Origin of the sequence: Lacinutrix venerupis (genome assembly GCF_001971745.1) — a bacterium.
Lineage (GTDB): Bacteria > Bacteroidota > Bacteroidia > Flavobacteriales > Flavobacteriaceae > Lacinutrix > Lacinutrix venerupis.
In genome coordinates, this window is record NZ_CP019352.1 from 3,095,331 (window position 1) to 3,115,693 (window position 20,363).

The window sequence follows — 20,363 nt, forward strand, 5'->3', positions numbered from 1 at the left end:
ATTTTTGGGCAGCTTAAACTAACTATAAACACTACGCATTCTTTGCCTATGTTAAATTAGCATTAATAATGAAAATGTAGTGCTTAATAATTGCTTTGTAGTGGTAAAGTAGTGGTAAAAAACAGGGCTGTCGTGGTATTAAAATTTTAAGATATAATTAACTAAGCTCTCATTATGGCTTAAATTTAATCTTTTACGCAATCTATAACGTTTTGTTTCGACACTTTTAGTAGAGATATTAAGTAGTGGAGCAATCTCTTTAGAAGATAAGTTAAGCCTTAAGTATGCACAAAATTTTAAATCGTTTGGTGTTAAGTCTGGATGTGATGCTTTAATTTTATCAAGGAAATCTTTATCTGCATTATTAAATGCTTGCTTAAAAAATTTCCAGTCTTTATTATTATTTAAATTATCGTCTATTAAATTTATAGCGTCACCTAAATCTTTTTTTGTTTTACTTTTCTTTAATTCCTTCTTTATTTTACTTAACAGCTCATTCTTTTTAATTATACTCATTGTAGAGATTACTAATTCTCTGTTCTTACTTTCTATATCTTGGTTTAATTTTTCGTTTTGAATTTGTATAATTGTTTTTTCATTATTTATTTGCTCATGCTTTAATATTTTAGCATAATAAAATTTATAGGCTTTATGTACTAAAAAACCAATAAAGATTAATAATATTAAATAACTTAAAATTGCAAGATTAGAAATATACCAAGGCCTGTTTATTTTAAAAGCATAAGAAATTATATTTTGAGTTTCTTGATTACCTACTTTAGCCTTTACTTCAAAAACATAATCACCAAAAGATAAATTTTCAAACTGCATTGAGCTTTTATCGGTCCATTTACTCCACTTATCTACTTGCCCATTTAAACGATATTGATATTTTACATCTAAATATTTATCATATTGTGGTACAGCATAATTAAAAGATAATGTGCTGTTTTTATGTTCAAAAACACCATTTTTTGACGGAGATAAAAACTCGAAAGATTCATCTAAGTTTTTAATTGAAATAGTATTAAAATAAATATAATATTTCTTGTTTTTTTCTGTTTCAAACTCTGGTAAGTCTAGCGTTAAGTAACCATTCGATGTACCTAAAACATAAATATCGTTTTGAATATGTTGAATATTTTCGAAACCTAAAACACCAGCTCTTAAATGAGAAGGAATAGGAATGTTGGTTATTTCTGGTGTATTTGTTAAATCGTTATTTTTAATAAAACTAATATTGCTTTTTGAAAACAACCAAAGCTTACCTGTATTATCTATTTCCATTTTTCCAGATGAATAATCTGAAGGAATTAATAAATTACTAATTAAAGTATCCTTTGTAAAAAGGTTGCTGTTTTTATTAAAACTATAGACACCTTCATTAGCTTCATACAAAATTTTGCTTCTATAAGATATTAAGCTAGTACTCTTGCCTGCCGGAACTTCTTCATGCAATTTCACGTTAGTAACTTTATCATGCAAGTTGTTAAGATCCATACTATACAAACCTTTATATTCATGATTTACAAAAATTTGATTACTTTGATTTATTTCAAAAAAACGAGCTGAGTTACTAAAACCTGAAATTTTATGGCTTAGTTTCCAAGTATTGTTTTCTTTTTTCAAAAGATACAAACCACTGTAATTACCTTGCAATAAAACATTATCTTGATTAGGAATTTTTTTAAAATTCCAAGCTCCTAAAACAGAGCTTATTTTAATTGCATTATTATCTTTTATTAAAAAAGTCCCTAAATGATGACCGCAAATTAAATTTTTATTATTGTGGTTATAAAGACTCCAAACTTGTCCTGCGGTGCCATTAATAAAAGTAAAAGTCTCATTTTTAGATGTTAATTTTTTATAAAAAAGACCTTGATTTGTACCAACATATAGATGATTATTAAAAATAACTGTACTATAAACAGTTCCTAAAACACCTTCATAATCAATAAATGTTTTTATAGGCGAAGTAATATTAATACAATTAATTCCATTATCTAAGCCAGCCCAAACATTATAATTATTATCTTCAAAAAGCGTTAAAACGGTATTATTACCAAGTCCTTTTTTTTGATTTATTGAATATTCAATTTCACCTTTAGTATCCATTTTAAAAACACCATTAGAAATGGTGCCAATTAAAAAACTTCCGTCTTTTAATTGAATACTACTAAACACGTTATAACTCTTTAATACATTTTGGTTTTTTATATCCCAAGACATTAATTTTTCATTGTCTAAAAAATAAAAACCTGAACTTCTTGTTAATAATAAAAGACGATTTTCATGCTCGAAAATATTAATAACACGATCATTTAAGACTACAGCATCATTACATATTAATTTTGGAACACCATCTACAATTCTATAAATACCTTTATTTGCAACATGATAGTATATATGATTGCCAACTAAAAACACTTTATAAATTATACTTTTTGAACTAATAATTTTAAAGGTTTCATTCGTTTTATTATAGAAATAAAGTGCATGCCCAGATTGAAACAACACCCACTCATTATAGTCTATAATATTCCAAATTTGATTATCTATAAAACTATTTTTTTCTAAATTTTTGCTTAAAGATTTATATATTAACTCTCCTAAAGTGTCTTTCTCCCAATAGCCAAACTCCTCGTAACAGCCTGTGTAAATTCTATCGCCAATAACTTTAACAGCTCGCATTACAGAGTTATTAGGAGAAGGATAACTAGTCCATATGGAGCCATTAAACTCTAAAAGCCCTTTGTTGTTAGCAACATAAATAAATTTATTTTTAGACTGAGATATCATCCAGTTTTGGTTGTCTCCACCATAATTTGAAGGCGTATAATTCTCTATTGGAGGCAACTCTTGCGCATATAATGGCAAGATAATTAACAATAAAAATGTAATAAAAATATGTTTCATCTGTGTTGTAAAGATACTTTTAGATAGCGAACAAACAAAATGCCAATTCTAATTGAATTGGCATTTCTAATTTTTTTTTATAAAAATAAAATTTTATGACAGCGCAATCATTAATAAAGCCGCCAATGTACCGCCAATTAAAGGTGCCACTACAGGAATCCAAGCATAAGACCAATCGCTTTTTGCTTTATTTTTAATAGGCAAAATAGCATGCATTATTCTAGGTCCTAAATCTCTTGCAGGATTAATAGCATATCCTGTTGTACCTCCAAGAGACAAACCAATTGACCAAACCAAAAACGCAACAGGAACAGCTCCTAAAGAACCTAAACCTACAACTGTTTCTGTTTCGCTAATAGTTGCATCTGTAAAATAGAATATGGTAAAAAGTAAAACAAATGTACCTACTGCCTCACTAAAAAAATTTGTAAACGTATTTCTAATTGCTGGAGATGTACAAAAGACTGCTTTTTTTGCACCTGCATCTTCTGTTGCTTCAAAATGACTTTTATACATTAACCAAACAGTTAAAGATCCTAACATTGCACCAATAAATTGCGCAAAAACAAATAAAGGTACATTTGCCCAAGGAAATTTACCAGCAACTGCTAAGGCTACAGTAACTGCCGGATTAATATGTGCTCCACTATGTGGTCCCGCAACAACTACTGCAACGTAAACAGCTAAAGCCCATCCTGTTGTAATTACTATCCAACCACTACTATTACCAATTGTTTTATTGAGTGCAACATTAGCCACAACACCTCCACCTAATAAAATTAAAATTGCTGTACCTATTATTTCTGCTATAAATGGTGTCATCTTTTCTTATTTTAAGTTATTTTTTGTCCAATATTCTAATGCCTCAATAGCTTTATACCATCCTTTAATATTTTCTTCAGTTTCTGTTCTATCCTCTATTGGATTAAAAGTTTTATCTGTTTGCCATATATCTTGAATTTCTTCAGCATTTTCCCAATAACCAACAGCTAAACCTGCTAAAAAAGCTGCTCCCATTGCTGTTGTTTCTACAATTTTTGGCCTTACAGTTATTGTATTTAAAACATCTGACTGAAATTGCATTAACATATTATTTATTGTAGCTCCACCATCTACTCGTAGTTCTTTTATAGAAATATCTGCATCGGCCTCCATAGCTTTTAAAATATCCATAGTTTGAAAAGCAATAGAATCTAAAGCAGCTCTAGCTATGTGCGCATCTGTTGTTCCTCTTGTTAAACCAAATATAGTCCCTTTTGCATGTTGATTCCAATGTGGAGCTCCAAGACCAGCAAAGGCTGGCACAAAATAAACTCCATCGGAACTTTCTACGGAGCCCGCTAGTTTTTCTATTTCTGAAGAGTTTCTAATAATTTTTAAACCATCTCTTAACCATTGCACTACAGCTCCTGCTATAAATATACTTCCTTCAAGCGCATAAGTAGTTTTTCCTCCTACTTTCCAAGCAACTGTAGTTAAAAGATTATTTTCAGACACAATAGGTTTTTCGCCAATATTCATTAACATAAAACAACCTGTTCCATATGTGTTTTTTACCATTCCTGGCTTAGTACACATTTGTCCAAACAATGCTGCTTGTTGATCTCCTGCAATACCTGAAATTGGTATTTTAGTATCAAAAAAACTTGATGTTGTTTGCCCATAAACTTCACTCGATTGTTTTACTTTTGGAAGCATGGTTTTTGGAATGGTTAAAAGCTCTAACAACTCGTCATCCCATTCCATTGTGTTTATATTAAACATCATGGTTCTTGAAGCGTTTGTAACATCTGTAATGTGCTGCGCTCCTTTTGTAAAATTCCAAATTAACCATGTGTCTATGGTTCCTAAAATTAAATCGCCAGCCTCTGCTTTTGACCTCGCTCCTTCAACGTTATCTAAAATCCATTTTACTTTTGTTCCTGAAAAATAAGAATCTATAACCAATCCTGTTTTTTGTCGAATTAAATCATTTTTACCAGCTTTTTTTAATTCATCGCAATAATTAGAAGTTCTTTTATCTTGCCAAACTATAGCGTTATAAACAGGTTTACCTGTGTTTTTATCCCAGACAACAACAGTTTCTCTTTGGTTTGTAATACCAATAGCTGCAATGTTTTCTGCATTTAAATTTTTGTTTGCTATTGCTTCTGTAGCAACACCTGCTTGAGTTGACCAAATCTCTGTAGGATCATGTTCTACCCAACCTGGTTTGGGAAAATATTGAGTAAATTCTTTTTGTGCCAAAGACACTACATTTCCTTTTTTATCAAATACAATAGCTCTTGAGCTTGTTGTACCTTGGTCTAATGACAGAATATATTTTCCCATAATTGTTAGTTTATATTAGTTAAACTTCATCAGAAGATATTAACTTAAGAATAGTGTATATCAAGTAGAATAAAATTATTAGAGTTTAACTACACTTAATATTAGTTAGTTTATATTATTTTAAGACATATTGGTCTGCAACTTTTATAAAATTTGAAATTTGTTGACTTCTCCAATCTGTTGTTTGGTCTAATTCTTTTCTAATTAATTCTCCAACAATTGGAGCTATTTCTATTGCTGCTTTAGCATTTAAAAACAGAATTCGTACTCTTCTTGCTAAAACATCTTCAATAGTTCTAGCCATTTCGTGTCTTACTGCAAAAACAACTTCTGCTTTAGTAAATTGCAAATCTGGATGCAACCTTTCAGATAAAGTAGCATCCTCCTCTATTAGCTGCTCTACTTTTACTTTATCTGTTCCATATATATACATGTGATTTGATCGATCTACAGTACCATTTGCTCCATGAATTAATAATTGTTTTGTTTTACACTTAGCATCTGGTAATTTATTTAATTCTATTATTTTATTAACTGTGTCTTGAGCCATGCGCCTATAAGTAGTCCATTTACCTCCAGTTATGGTAACCAACTCGGACTCCGAAACTATAATTTTATGGCTTCTTGAAATCTCCTTTGTTTTTTCAGACTTATCCTTAGGTGCAGCTAAAGGTCTTAAACCCGCAAATATGCTTAATACATCATCTTTAGTAACATTCTTGTTTAAATATCTATTTGCAGTATTTAAAATAAAATCAATCTCTTTATCTAATGGTTTTGGCTCTAAACTATGGCTATCTAATAAAGTATCTGTTGTACCAACTACAACTTTATCATGCCATGGAACTAAAAACAGTACACGACCGTCATCTGTTTTTGGAATCATAATCGCATCATTTCCTGGTAGAAACGATTTATCAAAAACCAGATGAATACCTTGACTTGGACGAATTGTATTTTTTAATGCAGCATCATCCATTTTTAAAACCTCATCTGTAAATACTCCAGTTGCGTTAATTACAGTTTTAGCATTTAAAGCATATTCTTCATTTGTTTCTACATCAACCGCCACAACACCATTAACTATACCTTTCTCATTTTTTAAAAGGTTTTTAACTTTACAATGGTTAATTACTGTGGCACCATTCTCAATACAAGTTTGCGCAATGTTTACTGCCAATCTAGAATCGTCAAATTGCCCATCATGATAAACTACTCCTCCCTTTAAATTATCTATTTTTAATGTTGATAACCTAGAAATAGTTTCAGATTTTTTTATTCTTAAAGATTTTCCAAAGCTTAATTTTCCGGAAAGAAAATCGTAAACTTTTAAACCAATAGTATAAAATAAATTATCCCAATAACTATAATTTGGTATAATAAACGATTGATCATTTACTAAATGTGAAGCATTTTTTAACATTAAACCTCTTTCGTACAAAGCCTCTCTAACCAAGTCTATATTACCTTGAGCCAAATACCTAACACCTCCATGTACTAATTTAGTACTTCTACTAGAAGTTCCTTTTGCAAAATCCACTTGCTCCAAAAGCAATGTTTTATATCCTCTTGTTGTACAATCTAAGGCAACACCTAATCCTGTAGCTCCACCTCCAATGACAATAACATCCCAATTTTTAGTAGCTTTTAACTGATTTATTAAGGTTTCTCTTTTAAACACGCTTTTTTTTATTTTGTTACATTTAGCTTCAAATATATTAAATTAAATTTAAAACGAAACAAAACGAAACTTTATTTAACTAAATTGTAATAATTAATAGTAATAAAATTTTCGTTTTATTTCGTTTTATTATATTTGTTTTATATGAAAAGACATAAAGACATTTTAGAAAGACTAGCAAAAGAGAAGCACTTAGAGGTTTTAGAATTATGTGAAATCCTTGATGTCTCTGCTGTAACTATTAGAAAAGACTTAAAATTTCTAGAACAAAAAGGATTATTATATAGAACTCATGGAGGAGCATCTTTAGAAAATCCTTACATTAATGAACGTACCGTTCTTGATAAAGAAAAAATTTCGGTAGAAGAAAAAAATGGAATTGCGCAATTAGCAGCTTCAAAAATTGTAGAAAACGATACTATAATGATTGCTTCCGGAACCACAGTTCAAGCACTTTCAAAATTTATTAAACCCAAAAATAAACTCACAGTAATTACATCATCTTTAAATGTTGTATTAAACTTAATTAACGATAAAAATATTGAAATTTTACAATTAGGTGGCTATATAAGACACAGTTCGGCATCTGTTATTGGTAATTACGCAGAATATATTTTAAAAAACGTATCGTGCAGTAAGTTATTTCTAGGTGTAGATGGTATTGATTTAGATTACGGTTTATCAACAACAAATTTAGAAGAAGCAGAACTTAATAAAAAAATGTTAAGTGCTGCTCAAAAAGTAATTATTCTAGCTGATTCATCAAAATTTGGAAAAAAAAGCTTTGCAAGAATTTGCAACTTATCTCAAGTTAATGAAATTATTACAGACAAAGGTATTTCGAGCTCTGTTAGAAAAAAACTTGAAGAAAAAGACATTAAAGTAACCATAGTAAACTAACATCATAAACAAAATTTTAAAATGAATAAAAATTTGCTATTAATTCTTTTAATTACAATACTAGCTTGCAATTCTAAGAAAAAAGAAATTACCCAAACCATAGAAAAACCTAATATCCTTTTAATTGTTGTTGACGATCAAGGTTATGCGGATTTTTCACCGTTTAAAGCTCATGACACAACTGTTTCTACTCCAAATATTACACGACTAGGCCAAACAGGAACCGTATATACTCAAGCCTATGTAACCGCACCTGTTTGTAGTCCTTCTAGAGCTGGAATAATTACTGGTAAAAATCAATTTCGTTGGGACAAACCTGCTAGTTGGGGACCAGGATTACCAGACAGCGTAAAAACCATTGCCGAATACCTTAAAGAAGCTGGCTATACAACAGCCAGAATAGGAAAGAATGATTTGGGTAGAAATTTTCATAAAAACAATGTTAGAGAATACCCATTAAATCACGGATATGATGAGTTTTTAGGTTTTTCAGCTCACGCTCATGATTATTGGTTAAACTCACAAAATATTAAAGACAGAACTCCCGATCCTTATGGAACTAGTGCTTTATTAGGACCATTAATGCATAATATGGGCGAAAAAAGTTATGATGAAGGTTACTTAACAGATATTTTTACAGATGAATCAATTGCATTTTTAAAGCGCAAACATAATAAACCTTTCTTTTTAACACTATCCTACAATGCTGTACACCATTTAATACATGAGGTTCCTAAAAAGTATTTAGATAAATATAACGTAAAAGAAATTCCAAATTATGACCCAGATAGCCTATTGGCTTATGGCAAACATAAAGCCGGAACCTATTCTGCTTATTACGATAAATACTCTAGAGTTGGTGCCATACAGCATGAAGACCTTAGAAAATATTATTTAGCAAACTTAAACTGTTTAGACGATAATATTGGACGTGTTTTAAATACCTTAAAAGATGAAAAATTAGACAAAAACACATTAATTGTATTTATATCAGACAATGGAGGCTCTCCATTAACTGGCTCTAACAACTCACCTTTAACAGGTGGCAAATATTCATTATGGGAAGGTGGTATTAGAGTTCCAATGGCAATTAGTTGGCCAAATAAAGTAGATGCTGGAAAAATAGAAACTCAATATGTATCGGCTACCGATATACTTCCAACCTTAGCTAAAGCTGGAGGAGTAACTATTACAGATAATGAAATTGATGGTTTAAACTTACTTGAAAACACAAAAAAAGACAGGCTTTTAGTATGGAAATGGCAGAAAACTTGGGCCGCACGAAAAGGAAACTGGAAAATAACCAATGCAAAAGAAAACCACTGGAAAAGTGAGCCATCTGCACAATACATTGCTCCCATTAGAAATGATTTAACTTTAAAATTATTTAATATTGAAAAAGATCCAGGAGAAAGAATAGATTTAGCAAGTGAGTATCCTGAAAAAGTTAAAGAATTGGAAACTGATTATAAAAATTGGTGTGAAAAAAACATTAAAAAATAAATTTTGTTTTTAACAATTTTAACATAAAAAAGCCCTTATTTTCTATTGAAATAAGGGCTTTTCATCAAAAAAATAACAATTATTTTTTAACTAAAATCTTATATTCATTTTTAGCTAAAGGAATTGCATCTCCTTTTAATTCCATAGTTTCATTAGTCATAAAATCTAAATAATTTCCTTTTTGAGGTACATTAGCTTTTACGTTTTCATCTGAAACGTTTGCAACAAATACAACTTCGTCATTTCCTTTTGATCTTGAAAAAGAAATCACATCTTTTCCATTATCAATTGCATTGTATTTAGCTGAAGCTTTTCCACCATGCAAAGCAGCATTATTCTGTTTTAATGTTGCTAATTTTTCTAATACTTTCCATGTTTTTCCTTTAGTATGCGGGAAACTATCTTTTTCAAAAAACAATAACCTATGGTCTAAATCGTATTCTTGACCAGAATAAATTAATGGCATTCCAGGAGTTATATAAGCTAAAGCAGTCATCATTTCACCAGCTTCACCCATACGTTCTTTAATAGTACCATTCCAAGAGTTTTCATCATGATTGGTTACAAAATTCATTAAAATATCGTCTGCTTCGTAACGCTCAAAATCGGTTTGTAAAGCTGTTGTAAATTCCGCTGCATCTTTTTCGCCTTTTGCAATATGATTCATAGCATGATGTCTATCCCAAGCATAAGCCATATCAAATAAACCGTCTTTTAATAATTCTGGTTCCCAAGCTTCAGCTAACATAAAAATGTCTTTTTTAGCACGTAATTCTGGTATGGCTTGTTCCCAAAAGTTAGTAGGTACAGATCCTGCAACATCACATCTAAAACCATCAACACCTTCCTTTGTTAACCAATACGTCATGTCTGCAATCATTGCTTTACGCATCTCTTGGTTGTCGTAATTTAAATCGGCAACATCTGTCCAATCGGTACCTTCAGGATGTACAACTTCGCCTTTATCGTTTTGTGTGTAATATTCTGGATTGGTTTTTAACCAAGTATGATCCCAACCTGTATGATTTGGTACCCAATCTAAAATTACATAAATTCCGTTGTCATGCGCTGTATTTACTAGGTCTCTAAAATTTTCAATTGTACCAAATTCTGGATTGATTTTAGTAAAATCGGACACCGCATAATAACTTCCTAAGTACTTGTCTTGTTCTGCTTCTGGAAAATCGGTTGCAAACTTACTATCTTCTCCTCCTGTAGCTTTACGTTTGGTTTCTGAAATAGGAAACACAGGCATTAACCAAATAACTTTTACACCTAATTGTTTTAACTGCGGAATGTCTTTGGTGAAAGCTTCAAATGTTCCTTCTGGTGAATATTGTCTGATGTTTGCTTCATAGATAACAGCAGTTTCTAAATCGGAAGCCGAAATAGGTTGTATTGCTACTTTTTCCTCAGTAACAACTTTAGTTTCTTCTTGTTTCTTTTCTTCTTTACAAGCAAAAACAGCAAGTAGTGCAAGGGATAAGATTAGTTTTTTCATGTGAATTTTTATTTAATATTTTCTAATAATAGGATGTTAGATTCTGTTTCTATTGTAATGTTTCCGTTTGTAACTTCTAGAATTTCTCCAGAATAGAAGTCTTTAATTTGAGAGGCTTCGTTAAATACTGAAGACACATCAATAGTATGTTTTCCTTTAGGAACATTGATACCAATAATGATGTCATCTTTAAAATCGCCTTTGGTATACCTTCTACTAAAAAGGTAAGGTGAATTACTTAGCATGGTATGTTTTCCTGCTCCAACTGAAGGATGATTACGTCTAAATTGTCCTAATTTTTGCCAGTGGATTAGCAAATCTTGTTGCTGTGCTATTTCATTCCAATTCATAAAGCTTCTTAAAGTAGCATCTCCAACCGTACCTTCTATAGTTAAATCTCTTGCAGATTCGTCTCCATAATATACTTGTGACGCTCCAGGAGATAGTAATAATCGTGTTGCAGTTTCGTAGGTTTTCTCTCTTTTTTTATCAAAAGGTTGTCCGTCATCATGCGAGGTTAAATAGTTTAACACTCCATAACCTTTAAGGCTAGTGTGTAATAGACTATCGTATTTTTTGAATTGCTCTTCGTAGGTTTGTTGTGCTGCATTCCATTTAAATTCAAAATTGATTAAGCTATTAAAAGCATCTTCAAAATAGTTGACTTTTTTATCGCCAAAATCGAAAGCTTTTCCTGCTGAAATTCCGTAGTTATACACTTCTCCAACCAAGTAAAATGCATTATCGTCTAAAACCTTGTTTGGGTTTTGCTGCTTAAATTCCGCGAAAGCGTTATCACAAACGTCTTTAAACTCTTGCCAAACAAAAGCTTCGGTGTGTTTAACAGTGTCTACTCTGTAACCATCAATACCAAAATCTGTAATGTAGTCGCTCAACCACTTCATAATATAAAAACGAGGTGCACGAGGATGACCTGTAGCTTTAAAAAAGGCATCTAATTCTGCTATTTCTTCATCATAACGACCTTCGGCTTTCCATTTTTCTACTAATTGTGGTGGTAATTCTACAGCTTCGTTGCTTTCGGTTTTAATGTCTGGAAGGTTTTCAACTAAAGTACAAGTAACCGTGTTTTCATAATTATCGTATTTACATTGTGGCTCTGTTCTCACCCAATCACTTGGCCAAACAGGATCTTGATCTGTAACAGGACCTGTGTGATTAATTACTGCATCTAGCAACACACGAATGCCTTTTTTATGTGCAGCATCCACCAGGTTTTGTAAATCTTTTTTGGTTCCTAAATTGGCGTCAATATTGGTCCAATCTTTAGTCCAATAGCCATGAAAACCATAGGTGTTCCCAGTACCTTCATCGGTTGCGCCATGAATTTGCTCGACAATTGGCGACATCCAAATGGCATTGATACCTAAATTGGTGAAATAACCAGATTCTATTTTTTGCGTAATTCCTTGTAAATCGCCACCTTCAAAACCACGTAACACAGCAGTTTCTTTGGTTCGGTTATAATTAACATCGTTAGTTTTGTCACCATTATTAAAACGATCGGTTAATAAAAAATAGACGTTTGCAGCTTCCCAAACAAAAGGTGTTTTGACTACTTCTTTTTGTTGATTATCTGCGATATCTTGATTTGCTTTTTTATCCGTTTTACAACTGAAAACAAGAATAGATAATGCGATTAAAAGTATGCTCTTTTTCATGTTATACTTAATATTTAATTTGTGCTTCAACCTCTTTTGAAGTATTCCAATTCACATGAAAAGTCAATGTTTTTGAAACTTCATTATAGTTAAATTCTATTTTTTTTCTATTGAATTTTATGCTTTTTGGTGCTTTTGGAAAATTGTGAATTATCACATCTATTGTTTTGGTTGAAGCTGTAAAATTTACACCTATTTCAGCTTGAAAATCGAATTCTAAAGATGTATTTGTTGTTTCTGATTTAAATTGAAGAATTTCATAGTTTCTTTTTTCAAAAGCATTTTTGGTTTCACCATCGTCATTATAAAGAGTTCGCTCGCTTTCAATAACTGATGCATCAAAATAAAAATGTAAGTCGAAAGTGTTTCCGTTATATTCTGCAGTACTTTGCATGGCTTTTGCAGTTGGAATAAATGCACCACCACGAACGTACGTTGGAATCTGATTTTCTTCCGTTTTAACTAAAAGTGATTGTCCACCTTTCACTTTTTCATCTGTATAAAAATCAAACCAATTACTGTTTTTCGGAAAGTAAACCTCAGCTTCTTTTTGTTCTGGATTTACAATTGGTGTCACTAAAAAGTCATTTCCCCAAAGGTATGTTGAAGCCATAGTTTGCAACTTCGCATTGTCTTCTTCTTCAAAAAATAAGGCTCGCATTAAAGGTGCTCCTGTTTGGTTATTCTCGAAAACTAAATTGTAGTTATATGGTAGTAATTGGTAACGTAATTCGATTGCTTGTTTTGCTAAGCCTTTTGCTTTAGCGCTTCTAAAAACAGGTTCTGCAGGCACTTCTTCTTGTGCATGTGGTCTATAAATAGGTTGAAAAACGCCATATTGCAACCATCGTGCATACAACTCATCGTCTAAATTATTACCAGCAAAACCACCCAAATCACTGTGCATAAAAGCCAAGCCTTGTAGTCCCATTTGCAGTGCAATTTCTGGCTGAGATTGTAATCCTCCCCAAGTTCTATTGACATCACCAGACCAAGGAATCATACCAAAACGTTGCGATCCAGAACTACCTGCACGCATTAAAATAAACGGTCTTGTGTTTGGAAAGTTTTGTGAGTACATCTCTTGTACAGATTCTGCCCAATTATGACCATAAATATTATGTACTTCGTCTGCTGTTCCTGTTGCGTGCAGTAATCCTTTAGGATGTACTTCTGGTTCTCCTAAATCTCCCCAAACACCTGAGACTCCTAAATTGGCTAAGTCTTTGTAAATATTTTGAAACCATTTTTTTCCTTTCGGATTATAAATATCAATCAAACCTGTATTACCAAAATAGAAATCGAAAGTAAACGGGTTTCCAATAGAATCTTTAGCTAAAACATCTGCTTTTACCGCTTCGTCCCAACGATTAGACGTGGTTAATACAAACGGTTCTGTTACCAAAACGGTTTTGACATTATTGTCTTTTAACCCTTTAATCATTTGTTTTGGATTTGGAAAAGAATCGCGATCAAACGCTAGATTTCCCATGGTACCTTGAATGGTTTTTCCGAACCAAAAAATATCAATAATTATGGCATCTAACGGAATTTCCTCATCTCTAAATTTTTGAACTGTTGCTTCTACTTCTTTTTGTGAATGGTAACCAAATCGGCTAGAAAAATTACCTAAAGCCCAACGTGGTGGCATAGGTTGTGTTCCTGTAAGTTTAGCATAGTTTTTAGTAAGATCTAACCAAGAGTCACCAACTACTACTTGATAGGTTTTTCTACCTGAAATAGTTTCGTAAGTTAGTGTGTTCTCTGCTTTGCTATCTAAATCTAAAAAGCCAATTGGTGCATTATCAAAATGAATTAAATACTTGTTAGAAGATACTACCACTGGCATCGTGTAATTCATTAATTCACTTCTATCTTCATAACCATAATGTGCTTTGTTGTATAACTCTAAACGGTTTCCTCTTCGGTTCATGCCTAACGCTCTTGCGCCTCCACCATACAATACTTCCTCTGGTTTTAAATTGAAACTAATGGTTTCAAACTCGTCTGTTTTTTGATAGCCATTTTTTACCGAAGTCAATTCTTCTCCATCTTTCCAATACGAAATATGAAAAGGTGTTTTTGTGATTTTTACTGTTAATTTTTCAGATTGAAAAGTAATTTCATTTTCTGTTTCATTAAATTTTACATCAGAAAACACTTTGTCTAAAGTAACTGCGTGTGACTTTTCATTAAATGTTTCTCCTGTTGGTAAAAATGTAGTTTCGATAATTTCAGGATGGTAAAAATGCATTTTATAATTTCCATCTGAAACCTGAATATGTAATTGATTGTCTTGAAAGCTTGCTGTCTTGAACTCTCTTTTTTGCATTGCATCTTCAAACAACCAAGTAATAGCTTCAGCAAAATTAGTACTCCAAAGTGCTTCATTATGCTTTCCTTCCGGAACGACTTTAGATTGTATATTTTTTTCAGGAAAACCATTATTTTTTAAAATAGAAGTAATACTATTCATGTCTGTAACGGTTTGACTAATCTCGTCATAGCCCGCTTTTTCACCTTCTTTTCCTCCTGCTAAAAAGTACATTTTTGTATTTTGAAGATTAGCATGAGATTTTGTAAAAGGATGTACTTCTGGAGCAAACCAAAATGCAGGAGAATACACTCCAACTTTACCAAAAACTGTTGGGTGTTTTAAAGCAGCATAATGCGAAATTAAACCTCCCATAGAACTTCCAAAAATAGCTGTATTAGTTCTATCCTTTTTGGTGTTATAATTAGTATCAATGTAAGGTTTTAATGTGTTTACAATAAAATTGACATAGGCTTCACCTTCGCCTCCACCATATTTGTTGTTTACCCATGGAGAATATTCATCTAAACGTTTAGAAGTACCATTATCTACACCAACCACAATAAGTTTTAGGTTGTCTTTAAATAATTTATCTAAAGTTTCGTCTACATTCCACTCACCATAACCAGAGGTTTTAGCATCAAAAATATTTTGACCATCATGCATATACACTACAGGATAATCTTGTTTTGATGTGTTATAATCTGGAGGTAAATAGATCCAAACACGACGTTTTCTGTTAAGTTGTGGTATATTGAAAGTTTCTGAAATAATGGAAACATTTTTTGAAGCTGTTGATGCTTCCTTAGCATCAAACAAATGACTCCAACCTTCGATTTTTACATGTATTGTGTCGTTAGGCTCTGTAAACTTATAGATACGATTATCTATTTTTTCACCTGTATTGGTGCTCTCTGAAGCCTCCCAATTCCCTAAGGTAAACTTATATAAAATGCGTTGTTCTGTTTTAGGAAGTGTGATTTGGTACTGTCCATTTACTTGCTGCAATTGGTAATCTTTATGTCCACCAGACCAACCTTCAAAATCTCCTGAAATAAATAGGGATGCGTCTTTTGGTGTGTCTTTTGGAAGTTCATCAATAATTATTGTGACTTGTGCAACTGTTACTTGAAATAGTAAAAAGGATAATATGTATAATATTTTTTTCATATTTAATCTTTAAGAGCAGATTAGCATATACTGAATCTTTGATTTTCGCATCAAGTGCGGAATGACAACCAATTATATTTTTGTGGTTAATAATAGACTTCCTCTTTCGCTTAAGATAATTTTATCTTGCCACTTGAAAGTTTCACCAGTTATGATATTTATTAATGTTTTTCCGTTTAGACCAACTTCTTCGTAACGATTTAAATCGATAGTAATTGGTTCTTCATTTTTATTTATGATATGAACAAACGTTTCACCTTCAATCACTCTAAACAAGAAATATGTTCCCATAAATGGAGCAAAATGGATGGTTTGTCCATTGTGGATGGCATCACTAGATTTTCTATAATTCAATACTTTTTTAAGGAATAACTGCATGTCTTTTTGTGCATCTGTTAAGCCTTCACCTGAGAATGCATTTACAATATCACCTTGCCAACCTCCTGGAAAATCGGTACGAATTAAACCATGATCGCCAGGTTTTTCAAAGTCATGCATTAGTATTTCTGTACCATAATATATTTGCGGAATTCTAGGTAAAGTCAGTAAATAACTCAATGCCATTTTGGTATTTGGCACATCTCCTTTTAGCTGTGTAAAAATGCGACTCATATCATGATTGTCTGGAAATACCATAATATCTTTTGGTGATGCATACGCAAAATCGTTAGCCAACCCTTCATATATTTTCACTAATCCAGTATCCCATTTTTCGTCTTCATTTAAAGCATCGACCATATTTTTTTGCATAGCAAAATCCATAGTCGATCTTAAATTAGAATCGTAACCATCTTTATTGTCATGACCTTCTTGCCAATAGGCAATTAATAACGGATTGGTACTCCATTCTTCACCAACAATACTAAAGTTAGGATACTCATTCATGATTGCTCCTGCCCAATTAGACATAAATGTTTTATCAGGATATGGATAGGTATCTTGACGAATTCCGCTAAGATTTAAGGTTTCTACCCACCAAATACTATTCTGAATAATATAGTTTGCCATAAACGGATTACGCTGATTTAAATCTGGCATTGTTGGTACAAACCAACCTTCGGCCATTTCTTTTTTATCGCGTTTAGAAGCGTACGAATCTTGGTTACTCGTACGTCTGTGATTGGAGTTATTTAATGGTTTATTATTCTCAAAGCTCTCTTGTTGGTTTACCCAATCTTTAAACGGTAAATCTTGCATCCACCAATGTGCACTTCCGCAATGATTAGCCACTTGGTCCATGATTAAACCGATACCTTTTTCTTTCGCTTTTGTAGCTAATTCTTGGTATTCTTCTAAGTTTCCGTAACGTGGATCTACTTGGTAAAAATCGGTCATTGCATAGCCATGATACGAAGACCTTTCCATGTCATTGGTTAATAAAGGACACGACCAAATTTGGGTAAAACCCATCTCCTCTATATAATCTAAATGCTGAATAATACCTCGTAAATCACCACCATGACGTGCATAATCATTTTTTCTATCGATGGTTTTTTCCTTTAAACTTTCATTTATATCATTAGAAGTATCTCCATTTGCAAAACGATCTGGAGTGATTAAATAAATAGCATCTTTACTATCAAATCCTTGATAATCGGAAGCATCTTTTAATCGATTTTTAATTTCATAAGTTTGAACGAGTTCTTTTTCTTCATTAAATTTAAAATGAATATTAAATAGTCCTGCTTTTGTACTTTCTGAAATATTTAAATCTAAAAACAGATAATTAGGACTATCTGCTTTATGCACTTTTTCAATAGAAACTCCTGCATAATTTATACTAGGTGTTGCTTCCATAATGTTTGGATGTTTCACCAATAATTGCACTTGAGTATTTTTAAAACCAGTCCACCAGTGTGGAGGTTCAATACGCTCAATGTCATTTTTAACTTTGGTTACAACTTCAGAAGTTTGAGTTTTTTCAGTTTCCTTCTGACAAGAAAAACTAACACTAATTAAAATTATTAATGCTAGGTGTATTAATTTTTTCATTTTAATTAGTGTATTTAGTTTAAACTTTCACCAAGTTATTTGGTGAAATAGTTAAGGGATTACTATTTATTATTATGTTTAAATCTGTATTTCCTTCTAACTCGAAAGTTGTTTCCGCTTGCGATACATTCACTTTTAAAATTTGATCTCTAAAGTTTACTTTAAACGAATATGCTTCCCATTCTTTAGGAATACGAGGTTCAAAATGTAGCGTATCGTTTTTAACACGCATACCTCCAAAACCTTCTACAATACTCATCCAAGTTCCAGCCATACTGGTAATGTGCAAGCCTTCTTCTACCTCTTTATTATAATCGTCTAAATCTAAACGAGAGGTACGTAAATAGAACGTATACGCTTGCTCCATTTGGTCTAATTTAGCAGCTTGAATACTGTGTACACATGGTGAAAGCGAGCTTTCATGTACTGTAAAAGGTTCGTAAAAATCGAAATGACGTTTTAATTCTTCGGTTGAAAATTGATCTTCAAAGAAGTAAAAACCTTGTAAAGTATCTGCTTGTTTGATATAAGGCGAACGTAAGATTCTGTCCCAACTCCACTTTTGGTTTATTGGTCTATCTTCGTTTGGTAAATCTGAAACCGTAATTAATTCTTTATCTAAAAAGCCATCTTGTTGTAAGTAAACTTGGTGTTTTTCAGAATAAGGAAAAAACATATTATCTGCTACTTTTTTCCAAGCTTCTAATTCGTTATCTGTAATTTTTGTTTTTCCAGCAATACGTAAATAATCGTCGTTATAACCTTCTTTTACTTTTTCGATTTGCTCTAAAGCATAATCAATACACCATTTAGCTAAATAGTTGGTATACCAGTTATTATTGATGTTGTTTTCGTACTCATTAGGACCAGTAACACCTAAAATAACATACTTATTTTTATCTGTAGAAAAAGTAGCACGTTGTTGCCAGAATCTAGCAATACCAATAAGCACTTCTAATCCCATTTCTGGAATATAGCTATAATCTCCTGTATAACGATAGTAGTTAAAAATGGCAAATGCGATGGCTCCATTTCTGTGGATTTCTTCAAAGGTAATTTCCCATTCGTTATGGCATTCTTCACCATTCATGGTTACCATTGGATACAATGCTGCTCCATTATTAAAGCCTAATTTTCCGGCATTTTCAATCGCTTTTTCTAAGTGATTATAACGGTATTGCAATAAGTTTCGTGCTACTTTTTGATCTTTGGTAGCCATATAAAAAGGAATGCAATAGGCTTCGGTATCCCAATAGGTACTTCCACCATACTTTTCACCTGTAAATCCTTTTGGTCCAATGTTTAATGTAGAATCTTTTCCTGAATAGGTTTGATTTAATTGGAAAATATTAAAACGAATACCTTGTTGTGCTTTTACGTCTCCATCGATTGTAATGTCTGACATTTCCCAGATTTTTGACCAAGCTTCTTTTTGATTATTTAAAAGTGCATTGAATCCTAAATTGGAAGCAGTATCTAATGCTTTTTTAGCTGCTGAAACTAACTGATTCTTATCGTGATTTCTATCTACTGTGTAACCACCAAACTTTTGAATGCTTGCTGTTTCTCCTGCATTTACAGAAACTGTATACGTAAATGAAACAGTGTGTTCTTGTTTATCTATTTCTGGTGTTTGTTCTTGTTTTGTATTATTTACAAAAACCGAAGACTGCATAAAAGTGCAAGTATGAAAAGCTGTTTTCATGGTTCTTGCTTCAATAAACGCTTGCTCGTTTTCTGTACTTACATTTAAAGTATCCCAGAATTGGTCGTCCCAATTGGTATCTTCATTGGTAATACCTGAATCTAAATATGGCTGAAACTTAATAGTCGCTTCTCCATTTAAAGGTTTTACTTGGTAATTTATAGCTCCAACCTCATCTAAATCTAAACTTAAAAAACGAAGGACTTTCACTTCAATTTCTAATTTATTTTGAAGCGTTGCAGTAAACGACCTTGACAACCAACCTTCTTGCATGTTAAGTTCTCGTCTAAAATTAGATACAGAAACGCAGGTGTTTAAATCTAATTGTTCGCCATTAATTTCAATATTAATACCTATCCAATTTGGTGCATTTAATACCTTAGCAAAATACTCTGGATAGCCATTTTTCCACCAACCAACTCTGGTTTTATCTGGATAGTAAACACCAGCAATGTAGCTTCCTTGAAAGGTTGGACCTGTGTATTGTTCTTCAAAATTAGCACGTTGACCCATTGCACCATTTCCGATGCTAAATAAACTTTCTGACGACTTTACTCTTTCTTTATCAAAGCCTTCTTCAATTATAGACCAATTGTCTGGTTGTATATAATCTTGATTCATTTTTTATATTTTTTTGATGAAAATCACTTCGGATAAAATAAGCGTGA

At 32.1% G+C, this 20,363-nt stretch carries 11 protein-coding genes; 2 read left to right on the forward strand and 9 right to left on the reverse strand.

The features are described from left to right. Nucleotides 1-138 precede the first annotated feature (138 nt). From BWR22_RS13920 to BWR22_RS13935, 4 genes are all read right to left on the reverse strand, one after another. Nucleotides 139-2,916 carry a helix-turn-helix and ligand-binding sensor domain-containing protein gene (locus tag BWR22_RS13920; RefSeq protein WP_076734254.1) on the reverse strand — a complete coding sequence of 926 codons (2,778 nt, stop codon included), beginning with the start codon at nucleotides 2,914-2,916 and terminating at the stop codon, nucleotides 139-141. A 93-nt stretch (nucleotides 2,917-3,009) separates the two neighbouring features. Further along, entirely contained in the window at nucleotides 3,010-3,738 is a 729-nt protein-coding gene (locus BWR22_RS13925; protein ID WP_076734255.1) for an MIP/aquaporin family protein, read from the reverse strand. Nucleotides 3,739-3,744: 6 nt separating this feature from the next. After that, complete coding sequence (gene glpK / locus BWR22_RS13930) at nucleotides 3,745-5,247, reverse strand: glycerol kinase GlpK (RefSeq protein ID WP_076734256.1); 1,503 nt, start codon at nucleotides 5,245-5,247, stop codon at nucleotides 3,745-3,747. Between the two features lie 115 nt (nucleotides 5,248-5,362). Beyond that, nucleotides 5,363-6,928 carry a glycerol-3-phosphate dehydrogenase/oxidase gene (locus BWR22_RS13935; protein ID WP_241828211.1) on the reverse strand — a complete coding sequence of 522 codons (1,566 nt, stop codon included), beginning with the start codon at nucleotides 6,926-6,928 and terminating at the stop codon, nucleotides 5,363-5,365. A gap of 144 nt (nucleotides 6,929-7,072) precedes the next feature. Between BWR22_RS13935 and BWR22_RS13940 the strand changes: the two genes are divergently transcribed. Together BWR22_RS13940 and BWR22_RS13945 are read left to right on the forward strand one after the other, a co-directional pair. Continuing rightward, the gene (locus BWR22_RS13940; protein ID WP_076734258.1) at nucleotides 7,073-7,828 is read left to right on the forward strand and encodes a DeoR/GlpR family DNA-binding transcription regulator; all 756 of its coding nucleotides are present in this window, start codon (nucleotides 7,073-7,075) and stop codon (nucleotides 7,826-7,828) included. Between the two features lie 21 nt (nucleotides 7,829-7,849). After that, the gene (locus BWR22_RS13945) at nucleotides 7,850-9,331 is read left to right on the forward strand and encodes a sulfatase family protein (protein WP_076734259.1); all 1,482 of its coding nucleotides are present in this window, start codon (nucleotides 7,850-7,852) and stop codon (nucleotides 9,329-9,331) included. Between the two features lie 79 nt (nucleotides 9,332-9,410). On the opposite strand, the gene BWR22_RS13950 is transcribed toward BWR22_RS13945, so the two are convergent. The 5 genes from BWR22_RS13950 to BWR22_RS13970 form a co-directional block, all read right to left on the reverse strand. Next, nucleotides 9,411-10,832, reverse strand: coding sequence for an alpha-amylase family glycosyl hydrolase (locus BWR22_RS13950; protein WP_076734260.1), 1,422 nt, complete (start codon nucleotides 10,830-10,832; stop codon nucleotides 9,411-9,413). A gap of 8 nt (nucleotides 10,833-10,840) precedes the next feature. Continuing rightward, complete coding sequence (locus tag BWR22_RS13955) at nucleotides 10,841-12,514, reverse strand: alpha-amylase family glycosyl hydrolase (RefSeq protein WP_076734453.1); 1,674 nt, start codon at nucleotides 12,512-12,514, stop codon at nucleotides 10,841-10,843. Between the two features lie 7 nt (nucleotides 12,515-12,521). After that, entirely contained in the window at nucleotides 12,522-15,998 is a 3,477-nt protein-coding gene (locus BWR22_RS13960; RefSeq protein WP_076734261.1) for a TIM-barrel domain-containing protein, read from the reverse strand. 72 nt (nucleotides 15,999-16,070) lie between these two features. Further along, nucleotides 16,071-17,990 carry a glycoside hydrolase family 13 protein gene (locus BWR22_RS13965; RefSeq protein WP_076734262.1) on the reverse strand — a complete coding sequence of 640 codons (1,920 nt, stop codon included), beginning with the start codon at nucleotides 17,988-17,990 and terminating at the stop codon, nucleotides 16,071-16,073. 19 nt (nucleotides 17,991-18,009) lie between these two features. Beyond that, complete coding sequence (locus BWR22_RS13970) at nucleotides 18,010-20,316, reverse strand: glycoside hydrolase family 65 protein (RefSeq protein ID WP_076734263.1); 2,307 nt, start codon at nucleotides 20,314-20,316, stop codon at nucleotides 18,010-18,012. Between the last annotated feature and the right edge of the window lie 47 nt (nucleotides 20,317-20,363).